This window comes from Mycolicibacterium sediminis (assembly GCF_010731735.1).
In the GTDB taxonomy this organism is placed as follows: domain Bacteria; phylum Actinomycetota; class Actinomycetes; order Mycobacteriales; family Mycobacteriaceae; genus Mycobacterium; species Mycobacterium sediminis.
In genome coordinates this window covers 2,854,200-2,880,230 of the sequence record NZ_AP022588.1, presented here as the reverse complement: position 1 = coordinate 2,880,230, position 26,031 = coordinate 2,854,200, and the positions used below count along the sequence as shown (strand labels likewise).

At 70.2% G+C, this 26,031-nt stretch carries 28 protein-coding genes; 16 read left to right on the top strand and 12 right to left on the bottom strand.

Annotated features, from left to right (window positions below):
• Positions 1 to 235 precede the first annotated feature (235 nt).
• Positions 236 to 1,171: a hypothetical protein gene (locus tag G6N64_RS30260; protein WP_246231146.1), complete on the top strand. Its 936-nt coding sequence runs from the start codon at positions 236 to 238 to the stop codon at positions 1,169 to 1,171.
• Between the two features lie 14 nt (positions 1,172 to 1,185).
• Here the strand turns inward: G6N64_RS30260 and G6N64_RS13830 are convergent, their stop codons facing one another.
• Positions 1,186 to 1,890: a ferritin-like fold-containing protein gene (locus tag G6N64_RS13830; RefSeq protein WP_163797582.1), complete on the bottom strand. Its 705-nt coding sequence runs from the start codon at positions 1,888 to 1,890 to the stop codon at positions 1,186 to 1,188.
• A 242-nt stretch (positions 1,891 to 2,132) separates the two neighbouring features.
• Between G6N64_RS13830 and G6N64_RS13825 the strand changes: the two genes are divergently transcribed.
• Both G6N64_RS13825 and G6N64_RS13820 read left to right on the top strand, forming a co-directional pair.
• On the top strand, positions 2,133 to 3,725 hold the full coding sequence (locus tag G6N64_RS13825; protein WP_163797581.1) for a DEAD/DEAH box helicase: 1,593 nt from the start codon (positions 2,133 to 2,135) through the stop codon (positions 3,723 to 3,725).
• A gap of 18 nt (positions 3,726 to 3,743) precedes the next feature.
• Entirely contained in the window at positions 3,744 to 4,958 is a 1,215-nt protein-coding gene (locus G6N64_RS13820; RefSeq protein WP_163797580.1) for an Rv3212 family protein, read from the top strand.
• A gap of 9 nt (positions 4,959 to 4,967) precedes the next feature.
• Here G6N64_RS13820 and G6N64_RS13815 read toward each other — a convergent pair whose 3' ends face one another.
• Positions 4,968 to 5,762 (bottom strand): ParA family protein, encoded by a 795-nt coding sequence (locus G6N64_RS13815; protein WP_163797579.1) that lies wholly within the window; start codon positions 5,760 to 5,762, stop codon positions 4,968 to 4,970.
• A gap of 53 nt (positions 5,763 to 5,815) precedes the next feature.
• Between G6N64_RS13815 and G6N64_RS13810 the strand changes: the two genes are divergently transcribed.
• From G6N64_RS13810 to G6N64_RS13800, 3 genes are read left to right on the top strand one after another with little or no spacing between them, the layout of a single operon-like run.
• A complete protein-coding gene (locus tag G6N64_RS13810) occupies positions 5,816 to 6,430 on the top strand; it encodes an acid phosphatase (RefSeq protein WP_163797578.1) in 615 nt (204 codons plus the stop codon).
• Positions 6,427 to 7,518, top strand: coding sequence for an isochorismate synthase (locus G6N64_RS13805; RefSeq protein ID WP_163797577.1), 1,092 nt, complete (start codon positions 6,427 to 6,429; stop codon positions 7,516 to 7,518). The genes G6N64_RS13810 and G6N64_RS13805 overlap by 4 nt, the downstream gene beginning before the upstream one ends.
• Positions 7,515 to 7,994 (top strand): GNAT family N-acetyltransferase, encoded by a 480-nt coding sequence (locus tag G6N64_RS13800; protein WP_163797576.1) that lies wholly within the window; start codon positions 7,515 to 7,517, stop codon positions 7,992 to 7,994. The genes G6N64_RS13805 and G6N64_RS13800 overlap by 4 nt, the downstream gene beginning before the upstream one ends.
• On the opposite strand, the gene G6N64_RS13795 is transcribed toward G6N64_RS13800, so the two are convergent.
• Complete coding sequence (locus G6N64_RS13795; protein ID WP_163797575.1) at positions 7,949 to 8,371, bottom strand: hypothetical protein; 423 nt, start codon at positions 8,369 to 8,371, stop codon at positions 7,949 to 7,951. The two genes, G6N64_RS13800 and G6N64_RS13795, sit on opposite strands and share 46 nt — an antisense overlap.
• A gap of 57 nt (positions 8,372 to 8,428) precedes the next feature.
• Between G6N64_RS13795 and G6N64_RS13790 the strand changes: the two genes are divergently transcribed.
• Both G6N64_RS13790 and whiB1 read left to right on the top strand, forming a co-directional pair.
• Complete coding sequence (locus tag G6N64_RS13790) at positions 8,429 to 9,403, top strand: diacylglycerol/lipid kinase family protein (protein WP_163797574.1); 975 nt, start codon at positions 8,429 to 8,431, stop codon at positions 9,401 to 9,403.
• A 252-nt stretch (positions 9,404 to 9,655) separates the two neighbouring features.
• Positions 9,656 to 9,910: a transcriptional regulator WhiB1 gene (gene whiB1, locus G6N64_RS13785; RefSeq protein WP_163797573.1), complete on the top strand. Its 255-nt coding sequence runs from the start codon at positions 9,656 to 9,658 to the stop codon at positions 9,908 to 9,910.
• 76 nt (positions 9,911 to 9,986) lie between these two features.
• On the opposite strand, the gene G6N64_RS13780 is transcribed toward whiB1, so the two are convergent.
• Together G6N64_RS13780 and G6N64_RS13775 are read right to left on the bottom strand one after the other, a co-directional pair.
• Positions 9,987 to 11,483 carry a two-component system sensor histidine kinase PdtaS gene (locus tag G6N64_RS13780; protein ID WP_163797572.1) on the bottom strand — a complete coding sequence of 499 codons (1,497 nt, stop codon included), beginning with the start codon at positions 11,481 to 11,483 and terminating at the stop codon, positions 9,987 to 9,989.
• Between the two features lie 23 nt (positions 11,484 to 11,506).
• Positions 11,507 to 11,722: a biotin/lipoyl-binding carrier protein gene (locus tag G6N64_RS13775; protein ID WP_163797571.1), complete on the bottom strand. Its 216-nt coding sequence runs from the start codon at positions 11,720 to 11,722 to the stop codon at positions 11,507 to 11,509.
• 142 nt (positions 11,723 to 11,864) lie between these two features.
• Between G6N64_RS13775 and G6N64_RS30695 the strand changes: the two genes are divergently transcribed.
• Positions 11,865 to 11,939, top strand: a complete 75-nt coding sequence (locus G6N64_RS30695) for a 50S ribosomal protein bL37 (RefSeq protein ID WP_011728008.1) — start codon at positions 11,865 to 11,867, stop codon at positions 11,937 to 11,939.
• A gap of 47 nt (positions 11,940 to 11,986) precedes the next feature.
• Here the strand turns inward: G6N64_RS30695 and rsrA are convergent, their stop codons facing one another.
• Both rsrA and G6N64_RS13765 read right to left on the bottom strand, forming a co-directional pair.
• Positions 11,987 to 12,298 carry a mycothiol system anti-sigma-R factor gene (gene rsrA / locus G6N64_RS13770; RefSeq protein ID WP_163797570.1) on the bottom strand — a complete coding sequence of 104 codons (312 nt, stop codon included), beginning with the start codon at positions 12,296 to 12,298 and terminating at the stop codon, positions 11,987 to 11,989.
• Complete coding sequence (locus tag G6N64_RS13765) at positions 12,295 to 12,951, bottom strand: sigma-70 family RNA polymerase sigma factor (protein WP_174266954.1); 657 nt, start codon at positions 12,949 to 12,951, stop codon at positions 12,295 to 12,297. Before G6N64_RS13765 ends, rsrA begins: the two co-directional genes overlap by 4 nt.
• Positions 12,952 to 13,173: 222 nt before the next feature.
• Here G6N64_RS13765 and G6N64_RS13760 point away from each other — a divergent pair, with 222 nt between their 5' ends.
• From G6N64_RS13760 to G6N64_RS13750, 3 genes are read left to right on the top strand one after another with little or no spacing between them, the layout of a single operon-like run.
• On the top strand, positions 13,174 to 13,674 hold the full coding sequence (locus tag G6N64_RS13760; RefSeq protein ID WP_246231145.1) for an aminoacyl-tRNA deacylase: 501 nt from the start codon (positions 13,174 to 13,176) through the stop codon (positions 13,672 to 13,674).
• 9 nt (positions 13,675 to 13,683) lie between these two features.
• A complete protein-coding gene (locus G6N64_RS13755) occupies positions 13,684 to 14,535 on the top strand; it encodes an SDR family oxidoreductase (RefSeq protein ID WP_163797567.1) in 852 nt (283 codons plus the stop codon).
• Positions 14,536 to 14,539: 4 nt separating this feature from the next.
• Complete coding sequence (locus G6N64_RS13750; RefSeq protein ID WP_163797566.1) at positions 14,540 to 15,322, top strand: class I SAM-dependent methyltransferase; 783 nt, start codon at positions 14,540 to 14,542, stop codon at positions 15,320 to 15,322.
• A gap of 1 nt (position 15,323) precedes the next feature.
• On the opposite strand, the gene G6N64_RS13745 is transcribed toward G6N64_RS13750, so the two are convergent.
• Positions 15,324 to 16,790: a DUF7782 domain-containing protein gene (locus G6N64_RS13745; protein ID WP_163801758.1), complete on the bottom strand. Its 1,467-nt coding sequence runs from the start codon at positions 16,788 to 16,790 to the stop codon at positions 15,324 to 15,326.
• 41 nt (positions 16,791 to 16,831) lie between these two features.
• Positions 16,832 to 17,611: an SOS response-associated peptidase gene (locus G6N64_RS13740; protein ID WP_163797565.1), complete on the bottom strand. Its 780-nt coding sequence runs from the start codon at positions 17,609 to 17,611 to the stop codon at positions 16,832 to 16,834.
• Positions 17,612 to 17,647: 36 nt separating this feature from the next.
• On the opposite strand from G6N64_RS13740, the gene aroA reads away from it, so the two are divergent.
• The 3 genes from aroA to G6N64_RS13725 all read left to right on the top strand — a co-directional run bounded on the left by aroA (position 17,648) and on the right by G6N64_RS13725 (position 20,854).
• Complete coding sequence (gene aroA, locus G6N64_RS13735) at positions 17,648 to 18,931, top strand: 3-phosphoshikimate 1-carboxyvinyltransferase (RefSeq protein ID WP_163797564.1); 1,284 nt, start codon at positions 17,648 to 17,650, stop codon at positions 18,929 to 18,931.
• A gap of 10 nt (positions 18,932 to 18,941) precedes the next feature.
• The gene (gene rsgA, locus G6N64_RS13730) at positions 18,942 to 19,922 is read left to right on the top strand and encodes a ribosome small subunit-dependent GTPase A (protein WP_163797563.1); all 981 of its coding nucleotides are present in this window, start codon (positions 18,942 to 18,944) and stop codon (positions 19,920 to 19,922) included.
• A gap of 83 nt (positions 19,923 to 20,005) precedes the next feature.
• Complete coding sequence (locus G6N64_RS13725) at positions 20,006 to 20,854, top strand: aldo/keto reductase (RefSeq protein WP_163797562.1); 849 nt, start codon at positions 20,006 to 20,008, stop codon at positions 20,852 to 20,854.
• Positions 20,855 to 20,956: 102 nt separating this feature from the next.
• Here G6N64_RS13725 and G6N64_RS13720 read toward each other — a convergent pair whose 3' ends face one another.
• From G6N64_RS13720 to G6N64_RS13710, 3 genes are all read right to left on the bottom strand, one after another.
• Positions 20,957 to 22,204 (bottom strand): fatty acid desaturase family protein, encoded by a 1,248-nt coding sequence (locus G6N64_RS13720; RefSeq protein ID WP_163797561.1) that lies wholly within the window; start codon positions 22,202 to 22,204, stop codon positions 20,957 to 20,959.
• Positions 22,205 to 22,272: 68 nt separating this feature from the next.
• Entirely contained in the window at positions 22,273 to 23,430 is a 1,158-nt protein-coding gene (locus tag G6N64_RS13715; protein WP_163797560.1) for a ferredoxin reductase, read from the bottom strand.
• A 109-nt stretch (positions 23,431 to 23,539) separates the two neighbouring features.
• Positions 23,540 to 24,040, bottom strand: coding sequence for a DUF6912 family protein (locus G6N64_RS13710; protein WP_163797559.1), 501 nt, complete (start codon positions 24,038 to 24,040; stop codon positions 23,540 to 23,542).
• A 179-nt stretch (positions 24,041 to 24,219) separates the two neighbouring features.
• Here G6N64_RS13710 and G6N64_RS13705 point away from each other — a divergent pair, with 179 nt between their 5' ends.
• A complete protein-coding gene (locus G6N64_RS13705) occupies positions 24,220 to 26,025 on the top strand; it encodes an amino acid permease (protein ID WP_163797558.1) in 1,806 nt (601 codons plus the stop codon).
• Positions 26,026 to 26,031 lie beyond the last annotated feature (6 nt).

Sequence of the window (26,031 nt, the reverse complement as noted above, 5' to 3'; positions counted from 1 at the left end):
CCTGTTGTCTTCTGAAGGCTAGTGGACGCGTAGTCCTCCCGACGCGCCGGTCGCTACGCGCAGCGCGAACACCAGGCGGCCGAGGGCGGCCCGGAACCCCGTCGACGGGCCGCAGCCGCGGTGACACCCGACCGAGTCCCGACCGTGACCTCGGGCCCTGCGCGTCAGCCTCAGGCGTCACATCCGTCTCGATAGCATCAGGCGAACACAGAGTTCACCGACCACGGGAAGCGACATGAGCAGGGATTACCGTCCGTATTCGTCCACGTCGTCACGTCCGCAGCGCGCGGAGTCGTGGCAGCCCGACCGGCCCTACGGCGGGGGTCGCGGCGACCGTGGCGGCGACTACGGCGACCTGGGCGACTACGGCGATCACCGCGGCGGGAGTGAGCACGACACGTCACGGGCGCGGCGGTACGCGGGGTCCTACGCCGCGGGCAGGTCCGGCCACCAGGTGCTCGACGACGAACCGCGCTACCCCTATCGCCACGCCACCGCCGACCGGGACCGCTACGACGCGCGCGACGCCACACGCGACGACGCCGTGGACTACCCGATGGCCGACGACGAGGGCGACGACGAGATCTACGAGTACTACGAGCCGATCGACCGCCGGTGGGTGTGGGTCGCCGGCGTGGCAGCCGCCATCCTGCTCGTCGCGGTGCTGTGCACCGTGGTCATCCTCGGCGGTGGCGACAGCGGATCGGTGTCCGCCACCGTGAACCCGCCGCTGACGAGCGAGCCCTCCGCGACCAGGACCGCGCCGCCGACCGTCAGGTCCACACCCGCGCCGCCCGTCGCCTCGCTACCCCCGGAGACGGTCACGACCGTCGCGCCGACCCCGTCGGCGTCGGTCGCCCCGCCACCGGTCGCCGCCGTGCCCGTGCCACCGGCGGCCGCCGCCAACACGGTGACCTACACGGTCTCGGGCACCCGCGCACTGATCGACCTGGTGACCGTGATCTACACCGACGCCCAGGGCGCCCTGCAGACCGACCTCAACGTCGCGCTGCCGTGGCGCAAGACGGTGGTCCTCGACCCGGGCGTCACGCTCAGCTCCGTGACCGCGACCAGCGTCACGGGTCAGCTGAACTGCTCGATCACCGACGCCGCGGGGGTCGCGCTGGCCGCCCAGAACGGCAACTCGATCATCACGACCTGCACCCGCTAGGGCTCGGCTCGGCCTCAGCCGAGGCCGAGTTCGGCGACCCGCCGCGCGTGCGTGCGCTGCAGACGGTCGAAGAACTCGGTGAGCTGGCCGATGCCCTCGCCGCTCGACATCACCAGGTCGACCAGTTCGTCGTGATCGGCGAGTACGAACTGCGCTTGGGTGATGGCCTCGCCGAGGAGACGTCGCGACCAGAGGGCCAGCCGGTGGCGTTGCTTGTCGCTGGCCGTGACGGCGGCCTTGACCTCGGCGACCACGAACTGCGAATGGCCGGTCTCCGACAGCACGGCGCGCACCACGTCGGCGGCGTCGGCCGGTAGCGCACCGGCGATCTCGAGGTAGAAGTCCGCGGCGAGGGCATCGCCGATGTAGGTCTTGACCAGCGCCTCGAGCCAGGTGCTCGGCGTGGTGAGCCGGTGATAGTTCTCCAGCGCCGGGGCGTAGCGGCTCATCGCGCGCACCACGTCGACGCCGCGGCGTTCGAGCGCCTCGCGCAGGACGTCGTAGTGGTTCATCTCGGCCGCGGCCATGCTCGCCATGTTGATCCGGCCCGCGAGGTTGGGCGCCATCCGTGCCTCGTCGGTCAGCCGGTAGAAGGCCGCCACCTCGCCGTAGGCGAGCAGTGCGAATAGTTCGTGAACCCCGGGGTGGACCGTCGACACCCCCTGGGCTGCCGGGTCTGCGGCCTGCTGCGGGGTGGCCGCCGGCTGGGTCGGAGTCATGGGTCGACTCTAGTCTTCGCGCCACGGCTTGACCGGTGGCGAACCGGACCGGGGTACCATGGGTGCTGGTCGGCCTGTCTCATCGTTCACGAGGCAGCCGCGACCAGAGACAATGTGCGTGCACGTAGTCGGCCTGCCTTACCTATGAGGCCTGGGCCCCGGTGCTTCTTCGTCGAAACTCGTGCGCGCGTGAACATCCGCGATGACCACGAGGATCGACCCCGAAAGGCACCCGACCGCGCATGACCGAATCCCACGAGAACACCGACACCACCACCGATCCGACCACCGAGATCACCGAGATCACCGAGATCACGGCGATCGTCGAGCCGGAACCCGCGAAGATCTCCTTCGCCGACCTGGGCGTCCGCGACGAGATCGTCCGGGCCCTCGCCGAGGACGGCAAGGAACACCCCTTCGCCATCCAGGAACTCACCATGCCGATGGCACTGGCGGGCGACGACCTCATCGGTCAGGCCCGTACCGGCATGGGCAAGACGCTCGCCTTCGGCGTGCCGATGCTGCAGCGCATCACCACCGACGCCGACCGCGAACTGAGCGGCATCCCGCGCGCGCTGGTCGTCGTCCCCACCCGCGAACTGTGCCTGCAGGTCTACGAGGACATCGCCGGCGCCGCGAAGTACCTGCGCGCGGGCGACCGCAAGCTCTCCGTCACCTCCATCTACGGCGGCCGCCCCTACGAGGCGCAGATCGAGGCCCTGCAGAAGGGCGTCGACGTCGTCATCGGCACCCCCGGCCGGCTGCTCGACCTCGCCCAGCAGGGCCACCTGCAGCTCGGCGGCCTGTCCATGCTGGTGCTCGACGAGGCCGACGAGATGCTCGACCTGGGCTTCCTGCCCGACATCGAGCGCATCCTGCGCCAGATCCCCGACGTCCGTCAGGCGATGCTGTTCTCGGCCACCATGCCGGACCCGATCATCACCCTGGCCCGCACGTTCATGACGCAGCCGACGCACATCCGCGCGGAGTCCGCGGCGTCGTCGCAGACCCACGACACCACCGAGCAGTTCGCCTACCGCGCCCACGCGCTGGACAAGGTCGAGATGGTCAGCCGGATCCTGCAGGCCGAGGGCCGCGGCGCCACGATGATCTTCACCCGCACCAAGCGCACCGCCCAGAAGGTCGCCGACGAACTCGCCGAGCGCGGCTTCAAGGTCGGCGCCGTGCACGGCGACCTCGGCCAGGGCGCACGCGAGAAGGCACTCAAGTCCTTCCGCAACGGTGACGTCGACGTGCTGGTCGCCACCGACGTCGCCGCCCGCGGCATCGACATCGACGACATCACCCACGTGATCAACTACCAGATCCCCGAGGACGAGCAGGCCTACGTGCACCGCATCGGCCGCACCGGTCGCGCGGGCAAGACCGGCATCGCCGTCACGCTGGTCGACTGGGACGAGCTGCCCCGCTGGACGATGATCGACAAGGCGCTCGGGCTCGACAACCCCGACCCCGTCGAGACGTACTCCAGCTCAGCGCACCTCTACGAGGAGATGAAGATCCCCGCCGAGGCCACCGGCTCCGTGGGCAAGGCGACCCGCACCACCGACAAGCCGAAGCGCGAGCCCCGCGACCGTGCCCCGCGTCGCGCCGACGCCAACGGAGAGCGTCCGGCCCGAAACCGCGACCGCACCCGGCAGCGCACCCGCGGCGGCGGCCAGGGCGGCGGCGGCCACGTCGAGTCGACCGACGCACCGACGCAGGACGCGGCCACCACGGAGACCTCCCCGGACGGCGAGTCGGCCGGCCGGTCGGGTGCCCGCCGGCGCCGTCGCCGTCGCAGCAACGCCACGGCACCGACCACCTCCGGCTAGACCGGCCGACGCGGCTCGATGATCCAGCCCGAGCGCCGCACCCGCGGCGACGTGATGGTCGCCGTCGCGATCGCGGTCACCATCGCCGTGACCGCGGCGTTGATCTGGTGGACCAGTGACGCCCGCGCGACGATCAGCCGCCCCGCCGCCACTCCGGTTCCGACCCTCAAGGCGGCGACCGCGGTGCCCGACACGCTGCGCCAGCTCTGGGCGGCGGGCAGCCCCGCGACCCGACGCCCGGTTCTCGCCGGCGGCAGCGTGGTCACCGGCGACGGCACCGTCGTCGACGGGCGCGATCCGGTGACGGGCAACGTGCTGTGGAGCTACTCACGCGACGTCGAGCTGTGTGGCGTCACGTCGGTGTACCAGAACGCCGTCGCGGTCTACCCGGACGCGCGCGGATGCGGGCAGGTCACGACGATCGACGGCAAGACCGGCCGGCGTGATGCGACGCGCAGCGCCTACGCCGACCCCGCCGTGCGGTTGTCGGGCGACGGCGCCACCGTGCTGTCGGTCGGCGAGAACCGGCTGGAACTCTGGCGCTCCGACATGATCCGGATGATCAGCTACGGGAGGCTGGACGCGCGCATCAAACCTGGCGTTCCCGCACAACCCCTGTGCCGGTTCACCTCCGCTGCCTCCAGCACGGCGATGGTGGCGGTCATGGAGGCGTGTCCCGACGAGCCGGACCTGCGCCTGACACTGCTCAAGCCGTCCGACGAGGAAGACCAGCCCGAGACGAAGTTCGTCGACCTGCCCGGGGTGGCCGCGACGTCCGATGCCCGGGTCATCGCGGTGTCCGACACGACCGTCGCGGTGTACCTGCCCACGCCGAAGCCGACGGTGAACGTCGTCGACGACACCGGGACCACCATCTCCAGCACCCCGCTGACGACCGGGCCGGCACCGGATGCGACCGCGTCGGCGTCCGGTGACCTCGTCACCTGGTGGACCGGGGACGGCGTGATGGTGTTCGACGCCAACGAGTTGCGCTACCGGTTCACGGTCAACGCCGCCGAGGGCAAGTCCCCGGTCGGGCCGGGCGTCGTCATGGCGGGCAAGCTGCTGGTTCCGGTCACCGGTGGCTACGACGTCTTCGACACCCGCACCGGCGTCGGCGACCGCCACATCGCACTGAGCCGCTCCCCCGGCCAGGTGCCCGTGGTTCCCGCGGTCGCGGGCTCGACGGTGATCGAGCAGCGCGGCGACTCCCTGGTGGCGCTGGGCCCGTAGACCCCGGCGTCAGACCTCGGGAGTGAACGTGGGCAACGCCTTGCCCGACTTCCAGTGCTTGAGCAACCCCTCGGCCAGTTCGCGATAAGCGTTGGCACCCTTGTTCTTCCGCCCCGCCAACACCGACGATCCGGACGCGCTCGCCTCGGCGAACCGGACCGTACGGGGAATCGGCGGGGCCAGCACCGGCAGCTGGTAGCGGTCGGCGACGTCGAAGACGACGTCGCGACTGTGGGTGGTGCGCGAGTCGTAGAGCGTGGGCAGCGCGCCGAGGAGGACGAGGTCGGCGTTCGTGATCTGCTGGACGTCGGTGACCGTGCGGAGGAACTGACCCACGCCGCGGTGCGCGAGCGTCTCGCACTGCAACGGCACGATCACCTCGTCGGCCGCGGTCAGACCGTTGAGCGTCAGCACGCCGAGCGACGGCGGGCAGTCGATGACCACGACGTCGAAGTCCGAGGAGATCTTGGCCAGCGCACGCTTGAGGGCGTACTCGCGGCCGGCGCGCATGAGGAGCATGGCCTCGGCGCCCGCCAGGTCGATGTTGGCGGGAAGCAGCGTCATGCCCTCGGGCGTCGTCACCAGCGCCGCGTCGGGCTCCACGTCGCCCAGCAGCACCTCGTGGATCGACACGGCGAGCTGGTCGGGGTCGTGCCCCAGTGAGAACGTGAGCGAGCCCTGCGGGTCGAGGTCGACGAGCAGCACCCGCCGACCCTGCTCCGTCATCGCCGCGCCCAACGACGCCACCGTCGTCGTCTTGGCCACGCCGCCCTTTTGATTGGCGACTGCGAGTACCCGCGTCACGCCACCATCCAAGCACGCGGGCCCCGGAAGCGGGCGTGCGGCACAATCGCGGTGTGACTGTCGAACGGCACCGCCTGTTGCTCCTACGGCACGGGGAGACCGAATGGTCGCGCACGGGGCGGCACACCGGACGCACCGACGTCGAACTGACCGACGTCGGACGCGAGCAGGCCGCGCTGGCCGCCGAAGCCGTTGCCGAACTGCAGCTCAGTGACCCGTTGGTCATCAGCAGCCCGCGGCACCGCGCGCTGGCGACGGCCGAGCTGGCGGGACTTCGCGTCGACGAGGTGACCCCGCTGCTCGCCGAGTGGGACTACGGGGACTACGAGGGGTTGACGACGCCCGAGATCCGCGAGCGGGTGCCCGACTGGCTGGTGTGGACCCACGGCTGTCCGGGCGGCGAGGACGTCGACGCCGTGGGCATCCGGGCGGACCGCGCCGTGGAGACGGCGCTGTCGCACATGGCGTCGCGCGACGTCGTGTTCGTCGGCCACGGCCACTTCTCGCGGGCCATGCTCGCCAGGTGGGTGCAACTGCCCGTGCCCGAGGGCATCCGGGTGTCGATGGCGGCCGCCTCGATCGCCGTCTGCGGCTTCGAACACGGCATCCGTCAGATCACCGCACTCGGGCTGACCGGCCACTCGAATCCCTGCCTGCCCGCCGGATGAGCGAGCGGTCGTTCGTCCTCGCCGGGCCCGACGGGTCCGTCGTCGCGGACGGCGTCCACACCGCCTACCCGTCGCTGACCGATGCGCGCGCCGCGCTCGCCGCCGGCACCACGCCGATCGTGGTGGGCGCGTTGCCCTTCGACCTCACCAGACCGGCCGCACTCCTGCGGCCACACGAGGTGCGCTTCGTCGATGGGCCGCCCCCGACCGCTGGGCGAACCCTGCCCCGCGTGCGGGTGGACCGGGAGATCCCGTCGCCCGAGGTGCACCGCACGCGGATCTGCGAGGCGCTGCGCGTGCTCAACGACCCGCACTCCGGGCTGCGCAAGGTGGTGCTGGCCCGCGCGCTGCGCCTCATCGCCGACGAACCCCTCGACGTCGACACCGTCCTTCACCGGCTCGCCGAAGACCGTTCCGCGACAACGTACTTCGTCGACCTGAGCCCGGCCGGTGGTGCGCACGCCGGTACGGCCCTGATCGGCGCGAGTCCGGAACTCCTGGTGGCGCGTCGCGGCGAGGTGGTGACCTGCCGCCCCTTCGCCGGATCGGCCCCCCGCTCCGCGGACCCGGCCGTCGACGAGGCCAACGGCCGGGCCCTCGCCGCGTCGGCGAAGAACCGCCACGAACACCAACTGGTGGTGGACCAGATGCGCGACGCGCTGGGTCCACTCTGCACCGACCTGCGGATCGCCGCCGAACCGGAACTGAGCAGCACCGCCGCGGTGTGGCACCTGAGCACCACGATCAGCGGACTCATCCGTGACACCTCGGTCACCGCACTGGATCTCGCCACGTCACTGCACCCCACCCCGGCGGTGGGCGGAGTGCCCGCGGCGGCCGCCGCCGACCTCATCACCGCACTCGAGGGGGACCGCGGGTTCTATGCGGGCGCCGTCGGGTGGTGCGACTCCCGCGGCGACGGGAGGTGGGTCGTGTCGATCCGCTGCGCCGAGCTGTCCGCGGACCGGCGCACGGCCGACGCCCGCGCGGGAGGCGGCATCGTCGCGGAGTCCGACGCCGACGACGAGGTCGCCGAGACCAGCACGAAGTTCACCACCATCGAGAAGGCACTGGGGGTTGCACGATGACCACGACGATCAGGCCGGCACGGCCCGGCGACGAGGCAGAACTCGTCGCGATGATCCGCGAGCTGGCGGCGTTCGAGAAGGCCTCCGAGCACTGTCACGTGACCGAATCACAGTTGACGACAGCGCTGTTCGGCGGTGAGCCGGTCGCGTGGGCGCACGTCGCCGAGGTCGACGGCCTGCCGGCGGGTTGTGCGCTGTGGTACCGCACGTTCTCGACGTGGGAGGGCGTGGCCGGCGTGTACCTCGAGGACCTCTTCGTGCGCCCGGAGTACCGACGGCACGGAGTGGCGCGTGGACTTCTGGCGACCCTGGCGCGCGAGTGCACCGCCGCCGGATACACGCGTCTGGAGTGGGCGGTGCTCGACTGGAACGTCGACGCCATCGCGCTCTACGACGCGGTCGGCGGCAAGCAGCAGTCCGAGTGGATCACCTATCGCGTCTCGGGACCGGAGTTGTCGGCACTCGCCGGGTCGTAGGACAGCCACTCCAGCGCCGACCGGCTGAACAGCAGCACCAGCGTCGCCGCCGCCACGACGGCGACGGGGATGCCGAGCGACCACTGCCCCGACCCGACGGCCATGTAGTACGCCACGGGCAGCAGGAGCAGCTGCGCGAACACCGCGAGGCCGCGGCCCCACCGGCGGCCCGTCCACAGCGCCCACGCCGCGGCGAGCACGGCCGATCCCATCACCGCGAACCACAGCGCCGTGCCCAGGCCGTTGAACCCCGCGATCGACCCCGACCCGCGGAAGTACAGGACGACCTCCGCCACGGCCATGCCCACCAGCGCGACGCCCTCGAGCGCGACCAGGCCGCCGGCCTGCCGCACGGTCGCCGGAGACGGAACGATCACGAGGTCACCACGACGGCCAGCGTAGTCAGCCCGCCGGGCCGATTAGGCTCGAGACCCGTGCGTGCCGTGCTGATCGTCAATCCGAATGCCACTTCGACGACGGCGGCCGGGCGTGACCTGCTCGCGCACGCGCTGGAGAGCCGGGTCACCCTCACCGTCGCGCACACCGATCATCGTGGCCACGCCATCGAGATCGCCCGCGACGCCACCCGGGACCGCTTCGACATGGTGATCGTGCACGGCGGCGACGGGACCGTGAACGAGGTCGTCAACGGCATCCTCGGCGAGTCCGGGCCGAACCGGGCAGAACCCGACCGCAACGCACCCGCCGTCGGCATCGTGCCGGGCGGGGCGGCCAACGTGTTCGCCCGCGCCCTGGGCATCAGCCCGGATCCGATCGACGCCACCAACCAGCTCATCGACCTGGTGAGCGCGAGGCGTGGCGGGGCGCCGTGGCGGCGCATCGGACTGATGGACTGCGGCGAGCGCTGGGCGGTGTTCACCGCGGGCATGGGCGTCGACGGTGCGGTCGTCGCCGCCGTGGAGGAGCAGCGCGAACGCGGCCGCAAGGTGACGGCCAGCCGCTACATCCGTGTCGCCGTGCGGGAGATGCTCGCGAGCGCGCGCCGGGAGCCCACCCTCGAACTGCACATGCCGGACCGCGACCCCGTGCCCGACGTGCACTTCGCCTTCGTATCGAACGCCAGTCCCTGGACGTACGCCAACACGCGGCCGATCTGGACCAACCCGGACACGACGTTCGACTCCGGTCTCGGGGTCTTCGCCATCACCAGCATGAACGTCTGGGCCAATCTGGGTCTGGTGCGACGGATGTGGTCACGCAAGCCGAAGATCGAGGCCGACCACCTGGTGCGCGACGACGACCTCAGCTGGATCCGGGTGACCGCGAGCACGCCGGTGGCCTGCCAGATCGACGGGGATTACGTCGGACTGCGCGAGACGATGACGTTCACGTCGGTGCCGGATGCCCTGCGAGTCGTGGCACCCCCGGCAAAGCTGCCTGAGCTGTGACTTTGCTATCAAAGCCCCAGAATGAGGGCGCACGTGAGCTGAGTGTAGTACAAACGGTTGAGGGGTCCGGTAACCCGGTCCGCCAGTGACATTGCACACGTGTTAACGAAGTTCTATTGACATCTGTTCAGCCTGTGGAAGCATCGTTGGCAACAGTGCGGAAACATTCGTGTGCACGCGTTAACAGCCGAAGAAAAGCTAGTGCGTCTTTGTGGCGCACGTTGCAAATGACCTGACTAGGAGTTGGAAGCCATGGATTGGCGGCACAAGGCGATCTGTCGTGACGAGGATCCGGAACTGTTCTTCCCGGTAGGAAACAGCGGTCCGGCGCTCGCCCAGATCGCCGACGCGAAGCTCGTCTGCAACCGCTGCCCGGTAACCACCGAGTGCCTCACGTGGGCACTGGATTCCGGCCAGGACGCCGGCGTGTGGGGCGGCATGAGCGAGGACGAACGGCGCGCACTCAAGCGTCGCAACGCGCGGACGAAGGCTCGTACGGGCGTATAACCCACGACGACACGTCAATACGGCCCCGGTATCACACCGGGGCCGTATTCGTGTGTGCAGCAAGGTGTTAGCGGCGTCACTGTGCCAGTCGGCGGCGGCCGATCGGGACTCGCAGCACCACTTCCGTTCCGCCCCCGGCACCGTCGTGCATGCCCAGTGACCCGTCGAGTTCGGCGCCCACCAGCGTCCGCACGATCTGCAATCCCAGCCGGTCTGACTTCTCCAGGCTGAAACCCGGTGGCAGACCGTGGCCGTCGTCCTGGATCACGACGTCGAGCCAGCGGGCGGACCGTTCGGCGCGAATCGTCACGCACCCCTGCCCACTGGCGCCGTCGAAGGCGTGCTCGATCGCGTTCTGCACGAGTTCGGTGATGACCATCACCAGCGCGGTGGCGCGGTCGGCGTCGAGCACCCCGAGGTCGCCGTCGCGGACGATGCGGATGGGTGTGTCGACGGAGGCGACGTCGTTCATGATCGGCACGATCCGGTCGACCACGGCGTCGAGGTTGACCTCTTCGTCGACGGACATCGACAGCGCGTCGTGCACCAGCGCGATGGACGAGACGCGTCGCACGGATTCGATCAGCGCCTCGCGGCCCTCGGCGTTGTTGGTCCGGCGCGCCTGCAGGCGCAGCAGCGCCGCAACGGTCTGCAGGTTGTTCTTCACCCGGTGGTGGATCTCGCGGATGGTCGCGTCCTTGGACAGCAGGGCCCGGTCGCGGCGCTTCACCTCGGTGACGTCGCGGATCAGGACGGCAGCACCCGCCGCGGCCCCATGCACGATGAGCGGCAACGTCCGCAGCAAGACCGCCGCACCACCGGCGTCGACCTCCATCCGCATGCTGGATCCACCGTCGAGCGAGTCCCGCACGTGCGTGGTGAGTTCCTGCGCCTCGAACGGGTCGGAGATCAACGGGCGGGTGACGCTGACCAGGTTGTGGCCCTCCAGTTCGGCGGCCAGCCCCATGCGGTGGTACGCCGAGATCGCGTTCGGGCTGGCGAAGGCCACGACGCCCTCGCCGTCGAGGCGGATGAACCCGTCGCCCACCCGCGGGCTGGACCGGGACATCGCGACGTCCCCGACGTTGGGGAACGTGCCCTCGGAGAGCATGTGCAGCAGGTTGCGCGCGCAGTCCAGGTACGCCCGCTCCAGCGGACTGGCCTTGCGCTGATCGGCCAGCGCCGTCTGGTGGGTCAGCACGGCGACGACCCGATTGCCCTCGCGGACCGGTACCGCCTCCACGTTCAGCCAGCTGCCCTCGTTCGCCGGAGGGGTCGAGGCGTCGCTCTCCCGACCGATGTGGCCCGAGAGGAACGCCCCGGTGACGACGGGCATCTCGTCGGCTTCGTTCGTGGTGCCGACGGCGTCCGCCAGCAGGACCGTCGGAGCGGTATTCGGCCGCACCTGCGCGACGCACACCAACCCGGCGTCCTCGCGGCGCACCCACATCAGGTAGTCGGCGAAGGACAGGTCGGCCAGCAACTGCCACTCGCCGACCACGGCGTGGAGGTGGTCGACGGCGCTGCCGGGCAGCATCGTGTGCTCGGCGAGCAGGTCACCGAGTGTCGACACGACGAAACTCCTGGGCCGGGGGCCTAGCTGATGACGGCGATGAGATCGCCGGCCTGGATGACGTCGCCGACGGACACGTTGACCGACGAGACGGTGCCGGCGACCTCGGCGATCACCGGGATCTCCATCTTCATCGACTCGAGCAGGACGAGGGTGTCGCCCTCGCCGATCTGATCGCCCTCGCTCACCACGACCTCGAGCACACTGGCCACGATCTCGGCGCGAACGTCCTCGGCCATCTTCACTCCGCTCGTCACAACGCTTGTCACTGTCGGTCCATCGAACCACACGGCCCGCATCCCAACGCATTGGAACTCGCCGGTGTGATCATGAGACACTGAGGTGAGCAACCGATTCACACGACGTCTATGGAGGACCCTAATGGCCAAGCGTGGCCGCAAGAAGCGTGACCGCAAGCACTCGAAGGCCAATCACGGCAAGCGACCCAACGCCTGATCTTCGCGTGACCCCGACGGCGGCCCGATGGGCCGCCGTCTTCGTGTCTAGCCCCGGATGATCGTCGTGCGGCTGATCTCGATGCGCAGCCGCTGACGCAGCGACTCGGGCACCTTCTCGCCGCTGCACTTGGTGGCGACGAGCCGCTTCACCCGCTCCTCGACGCCGTACTGGCGGAGGCAGGTGGGGCATTCCTCGAGGTGGTGACGCAGCTTGTCGCGCGTCTCCACCGTGCATTCACCATCGAGCAGCGTCCACACCTCGGCGATGACCGAGGCGCACTCCGGGTGCTCGGGGTCGACCGGCCCCAGCGGGGGCTCGAAGTCGTGGCCCTCGGGCCGTTCGAACTGATTGCTCATGACGTGACTCCCTCCGGCATGTCGAGCTTGTTGTTGCCACGAGTGAAACCACGCTCACGGGCGACGTCGGCGAGGAGTTCGCGCAATTGCTTGCGCCCTCGGTGCAGTCGCGACATGACCGTGCCGATCGGGGTTTCCATGATCTCTGCGATCTCCTTGTACGGGAAGCCCTCGACGTCGGCGTAGTAGACCGCCATCCGGAACTCCTCGGGCAGCGCCTGCAACGCGGCCTTGATCTCGGTGTCGGGCAGCGACTCCAGCGCCTCGACCTCCGCCGACCGCAGACCGGTCGACGTGTGCTCCGCGTTGGCGGCGAGCTGCCAGTCGGTGATCTCCTCGGTGGGATACTCAGCCGGCTGACGCTGCTTCTTGCGGTAGCTGTTGATGTAGGTGTTGGTCAGGATCCGGTACAGCCACGCCTTGAGGTTGGTGCCCTCGCGGAACGACCGGAAGCCTGCGTACGCCTTGACCATCGTCTCCTGCAGGAGGTCCTCGGCGTCCGCGGGATTGCGGGTCATGCGCAGGGCTCCGCCGTACAGCTGGTCGAGCAGCGGGATCGCGTCGCGCTCGAAACGGGCCGTCAATTCGGCGTCCGTCTCGTCGGATCTGGCTGGTGTGGGCGCTTCCGCCGCTGACACGCTCGAGTCGGTCATCTCGGTGGACACCGTCCCTTCTATCGCGGCGCCGAACGGATCCGGCACGTCGACCGGACGTTCCAAGCAGACCGTCGGCACCAGGGTCCCCTTTCACTCGATCCTAGTTGCTGCACCCGACACGGGGGCATGGGTGCCAGCACCCATCTCTCTGTGTCCGGCGTCGCACCCAACAACAGCGCCTCCGCGGACTCTGTTCCCGCGGCGGCTAGGGTCGGCCACGTGCCACGCGCAGCCACACCGGCCATCGCCGCGCTGGTCGCCGCGGGCGTTCCCCACGAGGTGCTGCACTACCGCCACGACCCCCGCGCGGAGTCCTTCGGCGCCGAGGCCGTCGCCCAACTCGCGTCGACGGTCGGCGTGGTGGCCGAGCAGATCCTCAAGACGCTGGTGATCGCACTGCCCTCGGGACTCGGCGTGGCCGTGCTCCCGGTGCCGTCCCGCCTGTCGCTCAAGGCGGCCGCGGCCGCGCTGGGGACGCCCAGGGCGGAGATGGCCGACCCGGCTGCCGCCCAACGCTCGACGGGGTACGTCGTCGGCGGCATCTCGCCGCTGGGCCAGCGTCGGCGCCTGCCCACCGTCGTCGACGCGTCCGCGATGGGGTGGGACCGCGTGCTGTGCAGTGCGGGCAAGCGGGGCCTCGACGTCGCGCTCGCCCCCGCCGACCTCGTCGCGATGACGGATGCGGTGATCGCCGACGTCCTCTCCGCGCCCGCGTCCTAGGGTGTCGGCATGGCACCTTCCTCCCTGTCCGGCAAGACCATGTTCATCTCCGGCGCGAGCCGCGGCATCGGGTTGGCCATCGCCAAGCGTGCCGCCGCCGACGGCGCCAACGTCGCGCTGGTCGCCAAGACCGCCGAACCGCACCCCAAACTCGAGGGCACCATCTACACCGCCGCCAAGGAGATCGAGGACGCCGGCGGCCACGCCCTCCCGATCGTCGGGGACATCCGCGACGAGAACTCGGTCACCGACGCCGTCGCCAAGGCCGTGGAGGCGTTCGGCGGCATCGACGTCTGCGTGAACAACGCCTCGGCGATCAACCTCGGGTCCATCGAGGAGGTCCCCCTCAAGCGCTTCGACCTGATGAACGGCATCCAGGTCCGCGGCACCTACACCGTCTCGCAGGCCTGCATCCCGCACATGAAGGGCCGCGAGAACCCGCACGTGCTGACGCTGTCCCCGCCGATCCGGCTGGAGTCGGAGTGGCTCAAGCCCACGGCCTACATGATGGCGAAGTTTGGAATGACGTTGTGCGCGTTGGGTATCGCCGAGGAACTCCGCGAGGCCGGTATCGCGTCGAACACCCTGTGGCCGCGCACCCTGGTCGCCACCGCCGCGGTGCAGAACCTGCTCGGCGGCGACGAGGCGATGGGACGCGCGCGCAAGCCCTCGGTGTACTCCGACGCGGCGTACGCCATCCTCACCAAGCCGTCGTCCTACACCGGGCACAGCCTGCTCTGCGAGGACGTGCTGCTCGAATCGGGCGTCACCGATCTGTCCGTGTACGACTGCGTCCCCGGCTCCGAACTCGGCGTCGACCTGTGGGTCGACACCCCCAACCCGCCCGGATACCAGGGCTGATCCGGTGCCCGACCCGACGGTGTGGGCCGGTGGCCGTTACGAGTCGGTGGCGCAACGCATCTCGGGCATCGCAGTAGAGACGGTCGAGCGCGCCGGACGCCGCGTCCCCCTCGACGGCGCGTCGGTCGTCGACCTGGCGTGCGGCACGGGTAGTGCCGCGCTGGCGGCGGCCGCGCGCGGCGCGCGGGTCACCGGCGTCGACCTGACGCCCGAACTCCTCGCCCAGGGACGGGACGCGGCCGAGGCCGCGCAGCTGTCCGTGACGTGGGTGACCGCGGACGCCGCCGACACCGGCCTGCCCGAGGCGGCGTTCGACGTCGCGGTGTCCAACATGGGCATCATCTTCGTCGAACCCGAACGCCTGCTCGCCGAGACGGTCCGGGTCCTCGCGCCGGGCGCGACGTTCGCCTTCTCGGCGTGGGTACGCAACGACGAGAATCCGTTGTTCGACCCCATAGTCGCGGTCCTCGGCGCACCGCCACCGCGCGACTTCACCCCCGACCAGTGGGGTGACCGGGCGACGGCGTCCCGGCGACTCGCGGCGCACTTCGACGACGTCGAGGTCGAGGACGGTTCGCTCGCGTGGCGCTTCGACTCGATGGACGACGCCCTGCGGTTCCTCACCGACGAGTCACCGATGCACGTCGACGTCTTCCGGCGCCTGGAGGACGCCCGCCGCGACGAACTGATCGACGCGTTCCGCGTGGCCCTGCTCCCCCATTCCGTGGGCGGCGCCGTCTCGTTCGATGCGCCCTACGTGGTCGTGTCGGCGACGCTGCGGGAGTGAATCACCGCGCCTCGTAGAGGATCCCGCGTCCGATCGCCTCGCGTACCACCGGGATCGCCGCGGTGGCGAGTGCCGAGGCGTCGACGTCGTGGAAGGTCGCCAACAGGTCGATCAGCGTGCCCAGCGGTACCTCGCCCCGACATCCGGCGAGCAGCGCGCGGGACACCTCGTCGACGCCGATGACCGCGGCGGGCCCGCCGGGGCGACGTACCGCGGCGCCGATGGTCTGCCAGCCGTCGGGACCGGGGAGGAACTGCTCCTCGAGGAACACCGGCGCCGTGGACAGCCGCGTCGCCAGCAGCCGGTCGTCGTCGGTGTCGTGCAGGTATTCGCGGCGGGCGAAGAAGGCCGCCACCTCGGGGCCGGTGAGCGCCTCGCCCGCACCGGTGATCTCCTCGAACACCTGGTCGGCGGGTCGGCTCTCCCCGACGCCTGGGGCGCGGACGGTGATCATGCCCATGCCGATGCCCGCGATTCCCTCGGCGTCGAACCAGTCCAGCCACTGCCCGCCGCGGCGTGCGGCCTCCGCCGGTGGCTCCCCCGCATCCGACGTCCACAGCGACACGTAGCTGATGGGATCGGCGAACTCGCGCTGCACCACCCAGGCGTGCAACCCGCTGTCCGCCAGCCACTCCCGTACCCGTAGCCGCCAGTCGTGGCCGTCGTGCACGATCCAGTTGGCCATCACCTGCGCGGTGCCGCCCGGCTCCAGGTGGTCCGCGACCTGCTCGACGATGGTGCGGCACAACGCATCCCCCGCCATGCCCGAGTCCCGGTACTGGTAGTCCAGCGCGCCGACGCCCACCACGAACGGCGGGTTGGACACGATGAGGTCGAAGCGCTCGCCGGCAACCGGCTCGAACAGACTGCCCTGGCGCAGGTCCCATGACATGCCGTTGAGCCGCGCGGTCGCGGCGGCGACGCGCAGCGCCCGCTCGTTGGTGTCGGTGCCGACGATCTCCTCGCAGTGACCGTCGAGGTGCAGGGCCTGGATGCCGCAGCCGGTGCCGAGGTCCAGCGCCCGGCCCACCGGTGAGCGGATCACGGCGTGGGCCAGCGACACCGACGCGCCGCCGATGCCGAGGACGTGGTCGTGGCGGACCGCACCCGGGCGCACGGCGGCGTCCAGGTCGGACACGACCAGGAAGTCACGCGCCCCGCCGTGCGGCCGGACGTCGAGCGCGGCCCGCAGGGTGGCCGGACCGCCGGCCTCGACCACGCCACCGGCGAGCAGGGCGTCGATGCCTGCCGTCGGCATGGCGCGTTCCACGCGGTCGGTCGGGACGTCGGCACCGAGCAGGAACAGGCGGACCAGCGTGGCGAGCCGCTGCCGGTCCGGTGCGGCGGCCTCGGTGGCGCGCAGCGCCGACCACCACAGGCCGCGGCTGAACGCCGCGTTGGCGTCGGCGCCGAGCAGCCCGGCGACGCCGTCGGTGGTGTAGTCGGCGCTCCGCAGATCGGCGGCCATGGCGTCGACGACGGCGGCCGAGTCGAGCGGACCCGGCGCCGTCACAGCAGGGTGCCCTGCTCGGGCTGGGGCTCGGCGGGCGCGATCAGTTCGGGACCGTTGTTGCGCACGCTGTTGACCAACCGCGACACCTCGCGGATCTCGATGCGGTCGAGGTCGCCGTGCCCACGCAGCAGCCCCTCGTCGACCGGCGCGTCCGGATCGAGCCAGCGGTCCCAGTCGGCCGCGCTGATGGTCAGTGGCATCCGGTCGTGGATGGGCGTCAGCGGACCTGCGGAGTCGGTGGTGATGATGGTGGCGCTCAGCAGCGGCGGGCTGTCCCTGGGTGCGTCCTTGGGGCGCCACGTCGACCACAAGCCGGCCATGAAGAGCGGCTCGCCGTCGGAGGCGTGCATGAAGAACGGCGTCTTGGCGGCCTTCTTCCCGTCGGGCGTGTCGGCGTTCGGCTGCCACTCGTACCAGCCGTCCATGGGCACCAGGCACCGCTTGGCCTTGGCCGAGGACCGGAACGCGGGCGACGTGGTGATCTTCTCCGACCGGGCGTTGATGAGCAGCGGCCCCTTGGTGTCCGGTGTGCCGTCGGCGGTGGCCTTGGCCCACGGCGGGACCAGGCCCCACCGCATCGGCCGGATACGGCGCGTCGCCTCGTCGTCGGGGTCGGTGTGCCGGGCGACCACGGTGCTGATGGTGGTGGTCGGTGCGACGTTGTAGTTGGGTCCGGTCAGGTCCTTGGCCGTAGACGCCCCGGTGGTCTCGTCGATCGCCTTGATCTTCTCCGCGAGAAGCGCCGGATCGGTGGTCACCGCGAATCGCCCGCACATGTACTCCATGGTGGCAGAGAACCCGGACAGGGCAGGATGGTGACCGTGACGACCTGGCCCGCACCGACGGCGACCACCCCCGTTTCGGCGACCGTCACCGTCCCTGGATCCAAGTCCCAGACCAACCGGGCACTGGTCCTCGCCGCACTCGCCACCGCCCAGGGCACCTCGACCGTGTCGGGCGCCCTGCGCAGCCGCGACACCGACCTCATGATCGGCGCGCTCGCGACCCTCGGCGTCACCGTCGACGGTGCGGGCACCGAGCTGACCGTCAGCGGCGGGATCGACCCCGCGCCGGGCGCCACCGTCGACTGCGGCCTGGCCGGCACGGTGCTGCGCTTCGTGCCACCCCTGGCCGCGCTCGGTGGGCAGTCGGTGACGTTCGACGGTGACGAGCAGGCCCGGTCCCGTCCCATCGCGCCGCTGCTGGACGCACTGCGCGGGATCGGCGTGGCCGTCGTCGGCGACGTCCTGCCCTTCGAGGTCCGCGGCGGCGGTTGGGTCGCGGGCGGCGCGGTGGAGATCGACGCGTCGGCGTCGTCGCAGTTCGTGTCGGGACTCCTGTTGTCCGGGGCCACGTTCCGAGACGGCCTGACCGTGGTGCACACCGGCGAGGCGGTCCCGTCGGCGCCGCACGTCGCGATGACCGTGTCGATGCTGCGCACGGCGGGCGTCGACGTCGACGACGAGCGCGGCAACCGCTGGCACGTCTCTCCCGGACCCATCGCGGCCCGGCACTGGGCCATCGAGCCCGACGTCTCCAACTCGGTGCCGTTCCTGGCGGCCGCGCTGGTGACCGGCGGCCGCGTGCGCATCACCGGCTGGCCCGTCGACAGCGTGCAACCGGTCGACGCCGTGATCGGGCTGCTCGAGACGATCGGCGCGACCGTCACCCGCCACGACGACCACCTCGAGGTGTCCGGACCGGACGGCTTCGACGGCTTCGACGCCGACCTGCGGGAGATCGGAGAGCTGGCTCCGACGGTCGCCGCGATCGCCGCGCTGGCCGCACCGGGCGCCACCTCCCGGCTGCGGGGCATCGCCCACCTGCGCGGCCACGAGACCGACCGGCTGGCCGCGCTGACAGCCGAGATCAACCGCCTCGGCGGGCGCTGCGAGGAGACCGCGGACGGACTGTCGATCGTCGCGGGGCCGCTGCACGGTGGCGAGTGGCTGTCCTATGCCGATCACCGGATGGCCACGGCCGGCGCCATCGTCGGCCTGCGGACGCCCGGCGTCGAGGTCCGCGACATCGGCACCACGGCGAAGACACTGCCCGACTTCCCCGGCATGTGGGCCGACATGCTGGGCGAGAGGTGATCGAAACACCTTGAGCGGACGGGAGTTGGACGAGTCGGACGTCCGGGTGCGCTCGGGCCGGGGGTCGCGGCCGCGCACCAAGACCCGACCGCGGCACGCCGACGCCGAGCAGGCGATGGTGGTCACCGTCGACCGCGGCCGATGGGGGTGCGCGCTGGGTGGCGACCCGAACCGCGTGGTCACCACGATGCGCGCCCGCGAACTGGGCCGCACCCCGATCGTCGTCGGCGACGAGGTCGACATCGTCGGTGACCTGTCCGGCAAGCCCGACACCTTGGCCCGCATCGTGCGGCGGGGCGAACGGCGAACGGTGTTGCGGCGCACCGCCGACGACACCGACCCGACCGAGCGGGTGGTCGTCGCCAACGCCGACCAACTGCTCGTCGTGGTGGCACTGGCCGATCCACCGCCGCGGACCGGCTTCGTCGAGCGGGCCCTGATCGCCGCCTACGCCGGCGGACTGACGCCGATCCTCTGCCTGACCAAGACCGACCTCGCGCCGCCCGAACCCTTCGCCGAGCAATTCGCCGGTCTCGACCTGACGGTCGTCGCGACCGGCCACGGTGGCGCGCTCGACGCCGTCGCCGCCGTCCTGGCGGGACGGGTCACGGTGCTGCTCGGGCACTCCGGCGTCGGCAAGTCGACACTGGTGAACCGCCTGCTGCCGGACCAGCACCGGGCGGTCGGGGTGGTGTCGGGCGTGGGCAAGGGCAAGCACACGTCGACCCAGTCGGTGGCACTGCCACTGGCGGGATCCGGGTGGGTGGTCGATACGCCGGGCGTCCGCTCGTTCGGCCTCGCCCACATCGCGCCCGACGACGTCATGCTCGCGTTCTCCGACCTCGCCGAGACCATCCAGGACTGCCCTCGCGGCTGCGGCCACCTCGGACCGCCGGCCGACCCGGAGTGCGCGCTGGACTCGCTGACCGGTGCCGCGGCGGACCGGGTGCTCGCGACCCGCCGACTGCTGGCGGCGATGCGGGCGGGCTGAGCGGACTTCGTCCTGGCCAGGCGGGTCGGGACCGTCACCGGCTGATCCGTTTGCACCGGCCTCGCACCGGGCACGCTCCCGCGGTGAGCACAGTACCGAGCATCAACCTCAACGATGGCGCCTCGATCCCGCAGCTGGGACTTGGCGTCTACCAAATCGACCCCGACGAGACCGCCGGAGCGGTGAAGGCCGCCCTCGACATCGGCTACCGGCACATCGACACCGCGCAGATGTACGGCAACGAGGCCGGCGTCGGACAGGGCATCCGCGATGCGGGTGTCGACCGCGCCGACGTCTTCATCACCAGCAAGCTGAACAACGGCTTCCACGAGCCGGACAAGGCGCGCGCGGCGTTCGACGAGACGCTGTCGAAGCTGGGCTACGACTACGTCGACCTGTTCCTGATCCACTGGCCGCTGCCCACCAAGTACGACGGCGACTTCGTGTCGACGTGGAAGGCGCTGGAGGGGTTCAAGGCCGACGGCCGGGCCCGCAGCATCGGCGTGTCCAACTTCCAGGTACCCCACCTCGAGCGGCTGGCCGCCGAGACCGACACGGTGCCCGCGGTGAACCAGATCGAGGTGCACCCGTACTTCGTCAACGCCGACGTCCGCGCCTACGGTGCCTCGCACGACATCGTGACCGAGGCGTGGTCGCCGATCGCCCAGGGCAAGGTGCTCGACGACCAGGTGGTCGAGGGCATCGCGAAGGCGACCGGCAAGTCGCCGGCACAGGTCGTGCTGCGCTGGCACATTCAGCGCGGTGACGTCATCTTCCCGAAGTCGGTGACGCCCAAGCGCATTCAGGAGAACTTCGACATCTTCGACTTCGAGCTGAGCCCCGACGACGTCGACGCGCTCACCGAACTCGACAAGGGCGAGGACGGCCGCACTGGTCCCAACCCCGACACGTTCGACATGATCCCCGACTGACCGACACCGCCTCCAACGCCGAAACTGCGGGGAGATCGACGATTCGATTCGAATCGCGATCTCCCCGCAGTTTCGCGTTGAGCTATGGAGTCGTCGAGCTGGTCAGGCGGCGCGCAGGGTGCGAGCCACCGCACGCTTGTCGCGACGGCGGGCACGCACCGCGGCGATCGAGGACTTGAGTCCGCGACGCTCGCTGGGGTCCAGTTCGTCGAACATCCGCTCGCTGCGCGTCTCGGGCGCATCGTCGCGGGTGTCGGTCAGGAACCGGTCCGGCAGCGACAGCTTGGCGATCGTGCGCCACGTCTTGCCGTACTGCACCAGGAAGTTTCCGGTGGTGTAGGGCAGGTCGTACTTGTCGCAGATCTCCCGTACGCGGATCGAGATCTCGTGCAGCCGGTTGCTGGGCAGGTCCGGGTACAGGTGATGCTCGATCTGGTTGCTCAGGTTGCCGCTCATGAAGCGCAGAGCCGGTCCGCCATCGAAGTTGGCGCTACCGAGCATCTGACGCAGGTACCACTGACCCTTGGACTCGCCCACCATGTCGGTCTTGGTGAACTTCTCCGCGCCGTCCGGGAAGTGGCCGCAGAAGATCACGGCGTTGGCCCACACGTTGCGGATGACGTTGGCGATCGCGTTGGCGCGGACGGTCGACCAGAACCTGGCGCCGGGCGACAGCGACGTCAGCGCCGGGAACAGCACGTAGTCCTTGGCGAGCTGATGGCCGGCCTTGACACCGAACTCCTTGATGCGGTCCATCGTCGCCTTGCGGTCGTCGCGGCCCTTGGAGATCTTGCCCAGTTCCAGGTGCTGCAGTCCCACGCCCCACTCGAAGCCGATGGCCAGCAGGGTGTTGAAGAGCAGGTTGCCGTACAGGTTGAACGGCTTCCACTTGGCGTCGCGGGTCACGCGGATGACGCCGTAGCCCACGTCGTCGTCCATGCCGAGGATGTTCGTGTACTTGTGATGCATGAAGTTGTGGGTGAAGCGCCAGTGCTTCGACGCCCCGCTCATGTCCCACTCCCACGTCGACGAGTGGATCTCCGGATCGTTCATCCAGTCCCACTGGCCGTGCATGACGTTGTGGCCGATCTCCATGTTCTCGATGATCTTGGCCACGCCCAGGGTGGCGGTGCCCGCCCACCAGGCGGAGCGGCGCGAGCCGGCGGTCAGCATCAGGCGGCCCGCCACCTCCAGCGCGCGCTGAGCGGCGATCGTGCGGCGGATGTAGCGCGCGTCGCGCTCTCCGCGGGAGTCCTCGATGTCCTGTCGGATGGCATCGAGCTCGCGTCCGAGGTTCTCGATGTCCGTGTCGGTCAAGTGTGTGAATTCCGGTACGTCCGTAATAGCCATCGTTGGGCCTCCTTCCTCTACCTACGCTAGCGTAACCTACGACGCCGTAGGTTACCAGTCAGTAAACCTTAAACGTCGAGCGTGCAGTCCCCGGACGCCGCCGAGATGCACGTCTGAATCCGGCTCCCGGGCTCGTGTTCGACGCCCGTCCGCAGATCGCGCACGTGACCCTCGACGAGGCTGACGACGCAGGACTGGCAGATGCCCATCCGGCAGCCGAACGGCATCCGGATGCCGACGCTCTCACCGGCGTCCATCAGCGACGTGGCGGCGTCCACGCCGACCGTCTTGCCCGCACGTTCGAAGGTCACCGTGCCACCGGTACCGTGCGCGGCCGCCTTGGACACCGCGAAGCGCTCGAGGTGCAGCCGGTCGGCGACGCCGGCGGCCCGCCAGACCCGTTCCGCGTCGTCGAGCATGGCCTCGGGTCCGCACGCCCACGTCTGGCGCTCCCGCCAGTCGGGCACGACGTCGGCCAGCCGGGAGAGGTCGAGGCGCCCGTCGGTCCGCGTCGCGCGCAGGGTCGGGCGGTATCCCTCGTGGGCGTCGGACAGTGCGGCGAGTTCGCGGCCGAACATCGCGTCGGCGACCGTCGGTGCGGAGTGCACGTGGACGACGTCGCCGATCTGATCGCGCCGGGCGAGCGTCCGCAGCATCGACATCACCGGGGTGATGCCCGAACCGGCCGTCAGGAACAGCACGGAGGCGGGTGCGGGGTCGGGCATCGTGAAGTTGCCCTGCGGCGCCGCCAGCCGGACGACGGTGCCGGGCGCGACGCCTCCGACGAGGTGGGTCGAGAGGAACCCCTCGGGCATTGCCTTGACGGTGATCGTGATGGTGCGCGAGCCGCGACCGGCCTTCGTGGCGCCCACCACGGGCGTTGACGTCAGAGAGTAGGACCGCCAGCGCCACCGGCCGTCGACGAGCACGCCGATGCCGACGTACTGGCCCGGCTCGTAGTCGAAGGAGAAGCCCCAGCCGGGCTTGATGACGAGCGTCGCGGAGTCCACGGTCTCGCGCCGGACCTCGACGACGCGACCGCGCAGCTCGCGGGCCGACCACAGCGGGTTGGCGAGCTTGAGGTAGTCGTCGGGGAGCAGTGGCGTGGTGATCTTGCCGGCGATCGTGCGCAGCGCGTGCCAGCCCGGACGCTCCCGGGCGCCGGCGATCTCCGGCTTGACGGTGTCGGCTACGTTGGCCGAGATCTTGATGGTGTTCTTGGCCACGACAGGCTCCCGCTCGACTGTGGGGGTGGTCCGGCATCGGTACCACGCAGTGAACCTACGGTACCGTAACCTACGGTTGCGTAGCCAGCGTTGAGCGCCGGCTCACAGCTCACAGCAGGTCGATCAGGAATGGTAGTTCCTGCGTCGCGTACCAGGCCAGGTCGTGGTCCTGCGCGTCCCCCACCGTCAGCTCGGCGTCCTCGTCGCCCAGGTCGGCGTCGTCGATGACCTCCATCGCCGCCGCGACCGCGGCCTCGGCGTCGGCGTTGTCCACGTAGGCCGCGACCACGTCGGACATCGCCACCGGCCCGGTCAGCCGCACCACCGCGTCGTCGAGGTCGGGGCGCAGCGTGACGCCGTCCACGTCGGCGACGAGGACCGCCCGCCGGGTGGGCAGCGACGGATCGGGTCCCTCCACGGCGAGCAGACGGATCGACGCCATCGCGGCCTCCCGCAGCGCCACCTCGGCCAGCTCGTCGTCGTCACCCTCGGCGTAGGACTCCCGCAGCGTCGGCGTCACGGCGAAGGCGGTACCGCTGCGCGCGTGCATCGTCTGATCGGAGACCAACGCCGCGAGCATGGCCAGAGTCACCGGGATGTAGACGCGCACATCGCGAGGGTAACGGGCGTGATTCCCAATCCGCCTCCGCGACCGGTGGATCGGCCTAGGGTTCACCACGTCAAGCTCCGGTCGCGGCAGCCCCGCCACCTGGAGAGGAACTCGTGACGGGACGGTCGGGTGCGTCACTCCGACCGCGTGCAGGGCCACACGTCGTCGGAGGGAACCACATGAGCGTCACACCCGAACTGCAGAAGGCGCTCTCACAGCGCCAACTCACCATGATCGCCATCGGCGGCGTCATCGGCGCCGGCCTGTTCGTCGGCTCCGGCGTCGTCATCGGCGACACCGGACCGGGCGCCTTCATCACCTACGCGCTGGCCGGCGTGCTGATCATCATGGTCATGCGCATGCTCGCCGAGATGGCGGTGGCCAACCCGTCGACCGGCTCGTTCGCCGACTACGCCCGCACCGCGCTGGGCAATTGGGCCGGCTTCTCCGTCGGCTGGCTCTACTGGTACTTCTGGGTCATCGTCGTCGGATTCGAGGCAATCGCCGGAGCGAAGATCATCCAGTACTGGATCGACGTACCACTGTGGCTGTCCGCGCTGATCCTCATGGTCCTGATGACCGCGACGAACCTGTTCTCGGTGTCGTCGTTCGGCGAGTTCGAGTTCTGGTTCGCCGGCATCAAGGTGGCCGCCATCATCGCCTTCATCGGGCTCGGCGCCTGCTTCGTGCTCGGACTCTGGCCCGACAAGGCGATGGACTTCTCCAACCTGACCGACAACGGCGGGTTCTTCCCATTCGGCGCCATGGCGATAACCGTCGGCGTCGTGACGGTCATCTTCTCGATGGTCGGCGCCGAGATCGCCACCATCGCCGCCGCCGAGTCGTCGGACCCGGAGCGGGCGGTCGCCAAGGCCGCGAACTCGGTCATCGTCCGCATCGCGATCTTCTTCGTCGGCTCGGCGTTCCTGCTGGTGACGATCCTGCCCTGGAACGACGACGCCGTGGCGGCGTCGCCGTTCGTGGCGGCGTTCACCGAGATGGGCATCCCCTACGCCGACGACATCATGAACGCCGTCGTGCTCACCGCCGTGCTGAGTTGCCTCAACTCCGGCATGTACACGGCGTCGCGCATGCTGTTCGTGCTCGCCGCCCGCCGGGAGGCTCCCGCGCGGCTGGTCGAGGTCACCCGGCGCGGCGTCCCCGCCGCCGCGATCCTGACGTCGTCGATCATCGGCTTCCTGTGCGTGATCGCCGCGGCCGTCTCGCCGGACACCATCTTCGCGTTCCTGCTGAACTCCAGCGGCGCGATCATCCTGTTCGTCTACCTGCTCATCGCCATCTCGCAGATCGTGCTCCGCTACCGCGCGAACGACGGCGACCTGAAGGTCAAGATGTGGCTCTTCCCGGTGCTGTCGATCATCACCGCCGTCGCGATCGTGGCGATCCTGGTGCAGATGGGCATCCAGGCCGACGTGCGGTCCCAGCTGCTGCTGAGCCTGCTGTCTTGGGCCGTCGTGGTGCTGGTCTACCTCGCGAATCGGTGGTTCATCAACCGCAAGCCCGAGGTCGCCGGCGCCACCGCCACGGATCCCCCGCACCGCGTACTGGTGCTGGCGAACCAGACGGTCGAGTCCCGGGAGCTGCTGGACGAACTGCGGCGCATCGACGCCGACAACTCGGCCACCTACCACGTGGTCGTGCCGGCCAGCCCCATCGAGGCAGGCACCGCGGCTCGGGGCCCACTGGACCTGCGCGAGACGACCCGCAAGGTCGCGCAGGACCGGCTCGACAGCACCTTGAGGACGCTGCGCTCGGAGGACTTCGAGGCGAACGGGGAGATCGGCGACGCCCGGCCGCTGCGCGCGCTGGCCGCCGCCGTCGCGGAGTTCCACCCGGACCAGATCGTCATCTCGACGCTCCCCGCGGAGGAATCGGTGTGGCAGCGCTTCGACGTCGTCGACCGCGCACGCGCCGAGTACGACGTGCCGGTCACCCACGTCGTCGCCACGCCGGCCCGCACCTGAAGGCGG

Coding starts and splice junctions, on each gene's coding strand:
- G6N64_RS13820 (WP_163797580.1), top strand. CDS start 3,744: ATGATCCAGCCCGAGCGCCGCACCCGCGGCGACGTGATGGTCGCCGTC.
- G6N64_RS13745 (WP_163801758.1), bottom strand. CDS start 16,790: ATGGCCGCCGATCTGCGGAGCGCCGACTACACCACCGACGGCGTCGCC.
- G6N64_RS13765 (WP_174266954.1), bottom strand. CDS start 12,951: ATGACCGACTCGAGCGTGTCAGCGGCGGAAGCGCCCACACCAGCCAGA.
- G6N64_RS30260 (WP_246231146.1), top strand. CDS start 236: ATGAGCAGGGATTACCGTCCGTATTCGTCCACGTCGTCACGTCCGCAG.
- G6N64_RS13705 (WP_163797558.1), top strand. CDS start 24,220: ATGAGCGTCACACCCGAACTGCAGAAGGCGCTCTCACAGCGCCAACTC.
- G6N64_RS13800 (WP_163797576.1), top strand. CDS start 7,515: ATGACCACGACGATCAGGCCGGCACGGCCCGGCGACGAGGCAGAACTC.
- G6N64_RS13740 (WP_163797565.1), bottom strand. CDS start 17,611: ATGTGCGGGCGATTCGCGGTGACCACCGATCCGGCGCTTCTCGCGGAG.
- G6N64_RS13805 (WP_163797577.1), top strand. CDS start 6,427: ATGAGCGAGCGGTCGTTCGTCCTCGCCGGGCCCGACGGGTCCGTCGTC.
- G6N64_RS13830 (WP_163797582.1), bottom strand. CDS start 1,890: ATGACTCCGACCCAGCCGGCGGCCACCCCGCAGCAGGCCGCAGACCCG.
- aroA (WP_163797564.1), top strand. CDS start 17,648: ATGGTGACCGTGACGACCTGGCCCGCACCGACGGCGACCACCCCCGTT.
- G6N64_RS13720 (WP_163797561.1), bottom strand. CDS start 22,204: ATGGCTATTACGGACGTACCGGAATTCACACACTTGACCGACACGGAC.
- rsrA (WP_163797570.1), bottom strand. CDS start 12,298: ATGAGCAATCAGTTCGAACGGCCCGAGGGCCACGACTTCGAGCCCCCG.
- G6N64_RS13755 (WP_163797567.1), top strand. CDS start 13,684: ATGGCACCTTCCTCCCTGTCCGGCAAGACCATGTTCATCTCCGGCGCG.
- whiB1 (WP_163797573.1), top strand. CDS start 9,656: ATGGATTGGCGGCACAAGGCGATCTGTCGTGACGAGGATCCGGAACTG.
- G6N64_RS13775 (WP_163797571.1), bottom strand. CDS start 11,722: ATGGCCGAGGACGTTCGCGCCGAGATCGTGGCCAGTGTGCTCGAGGTC.
- G6N64_RS13825 (WP_163797581.1), top strand. CDS start 2,133: ATGACCGAATCCCACGAGAACACCGACACCACCACCGATCCGACCACC.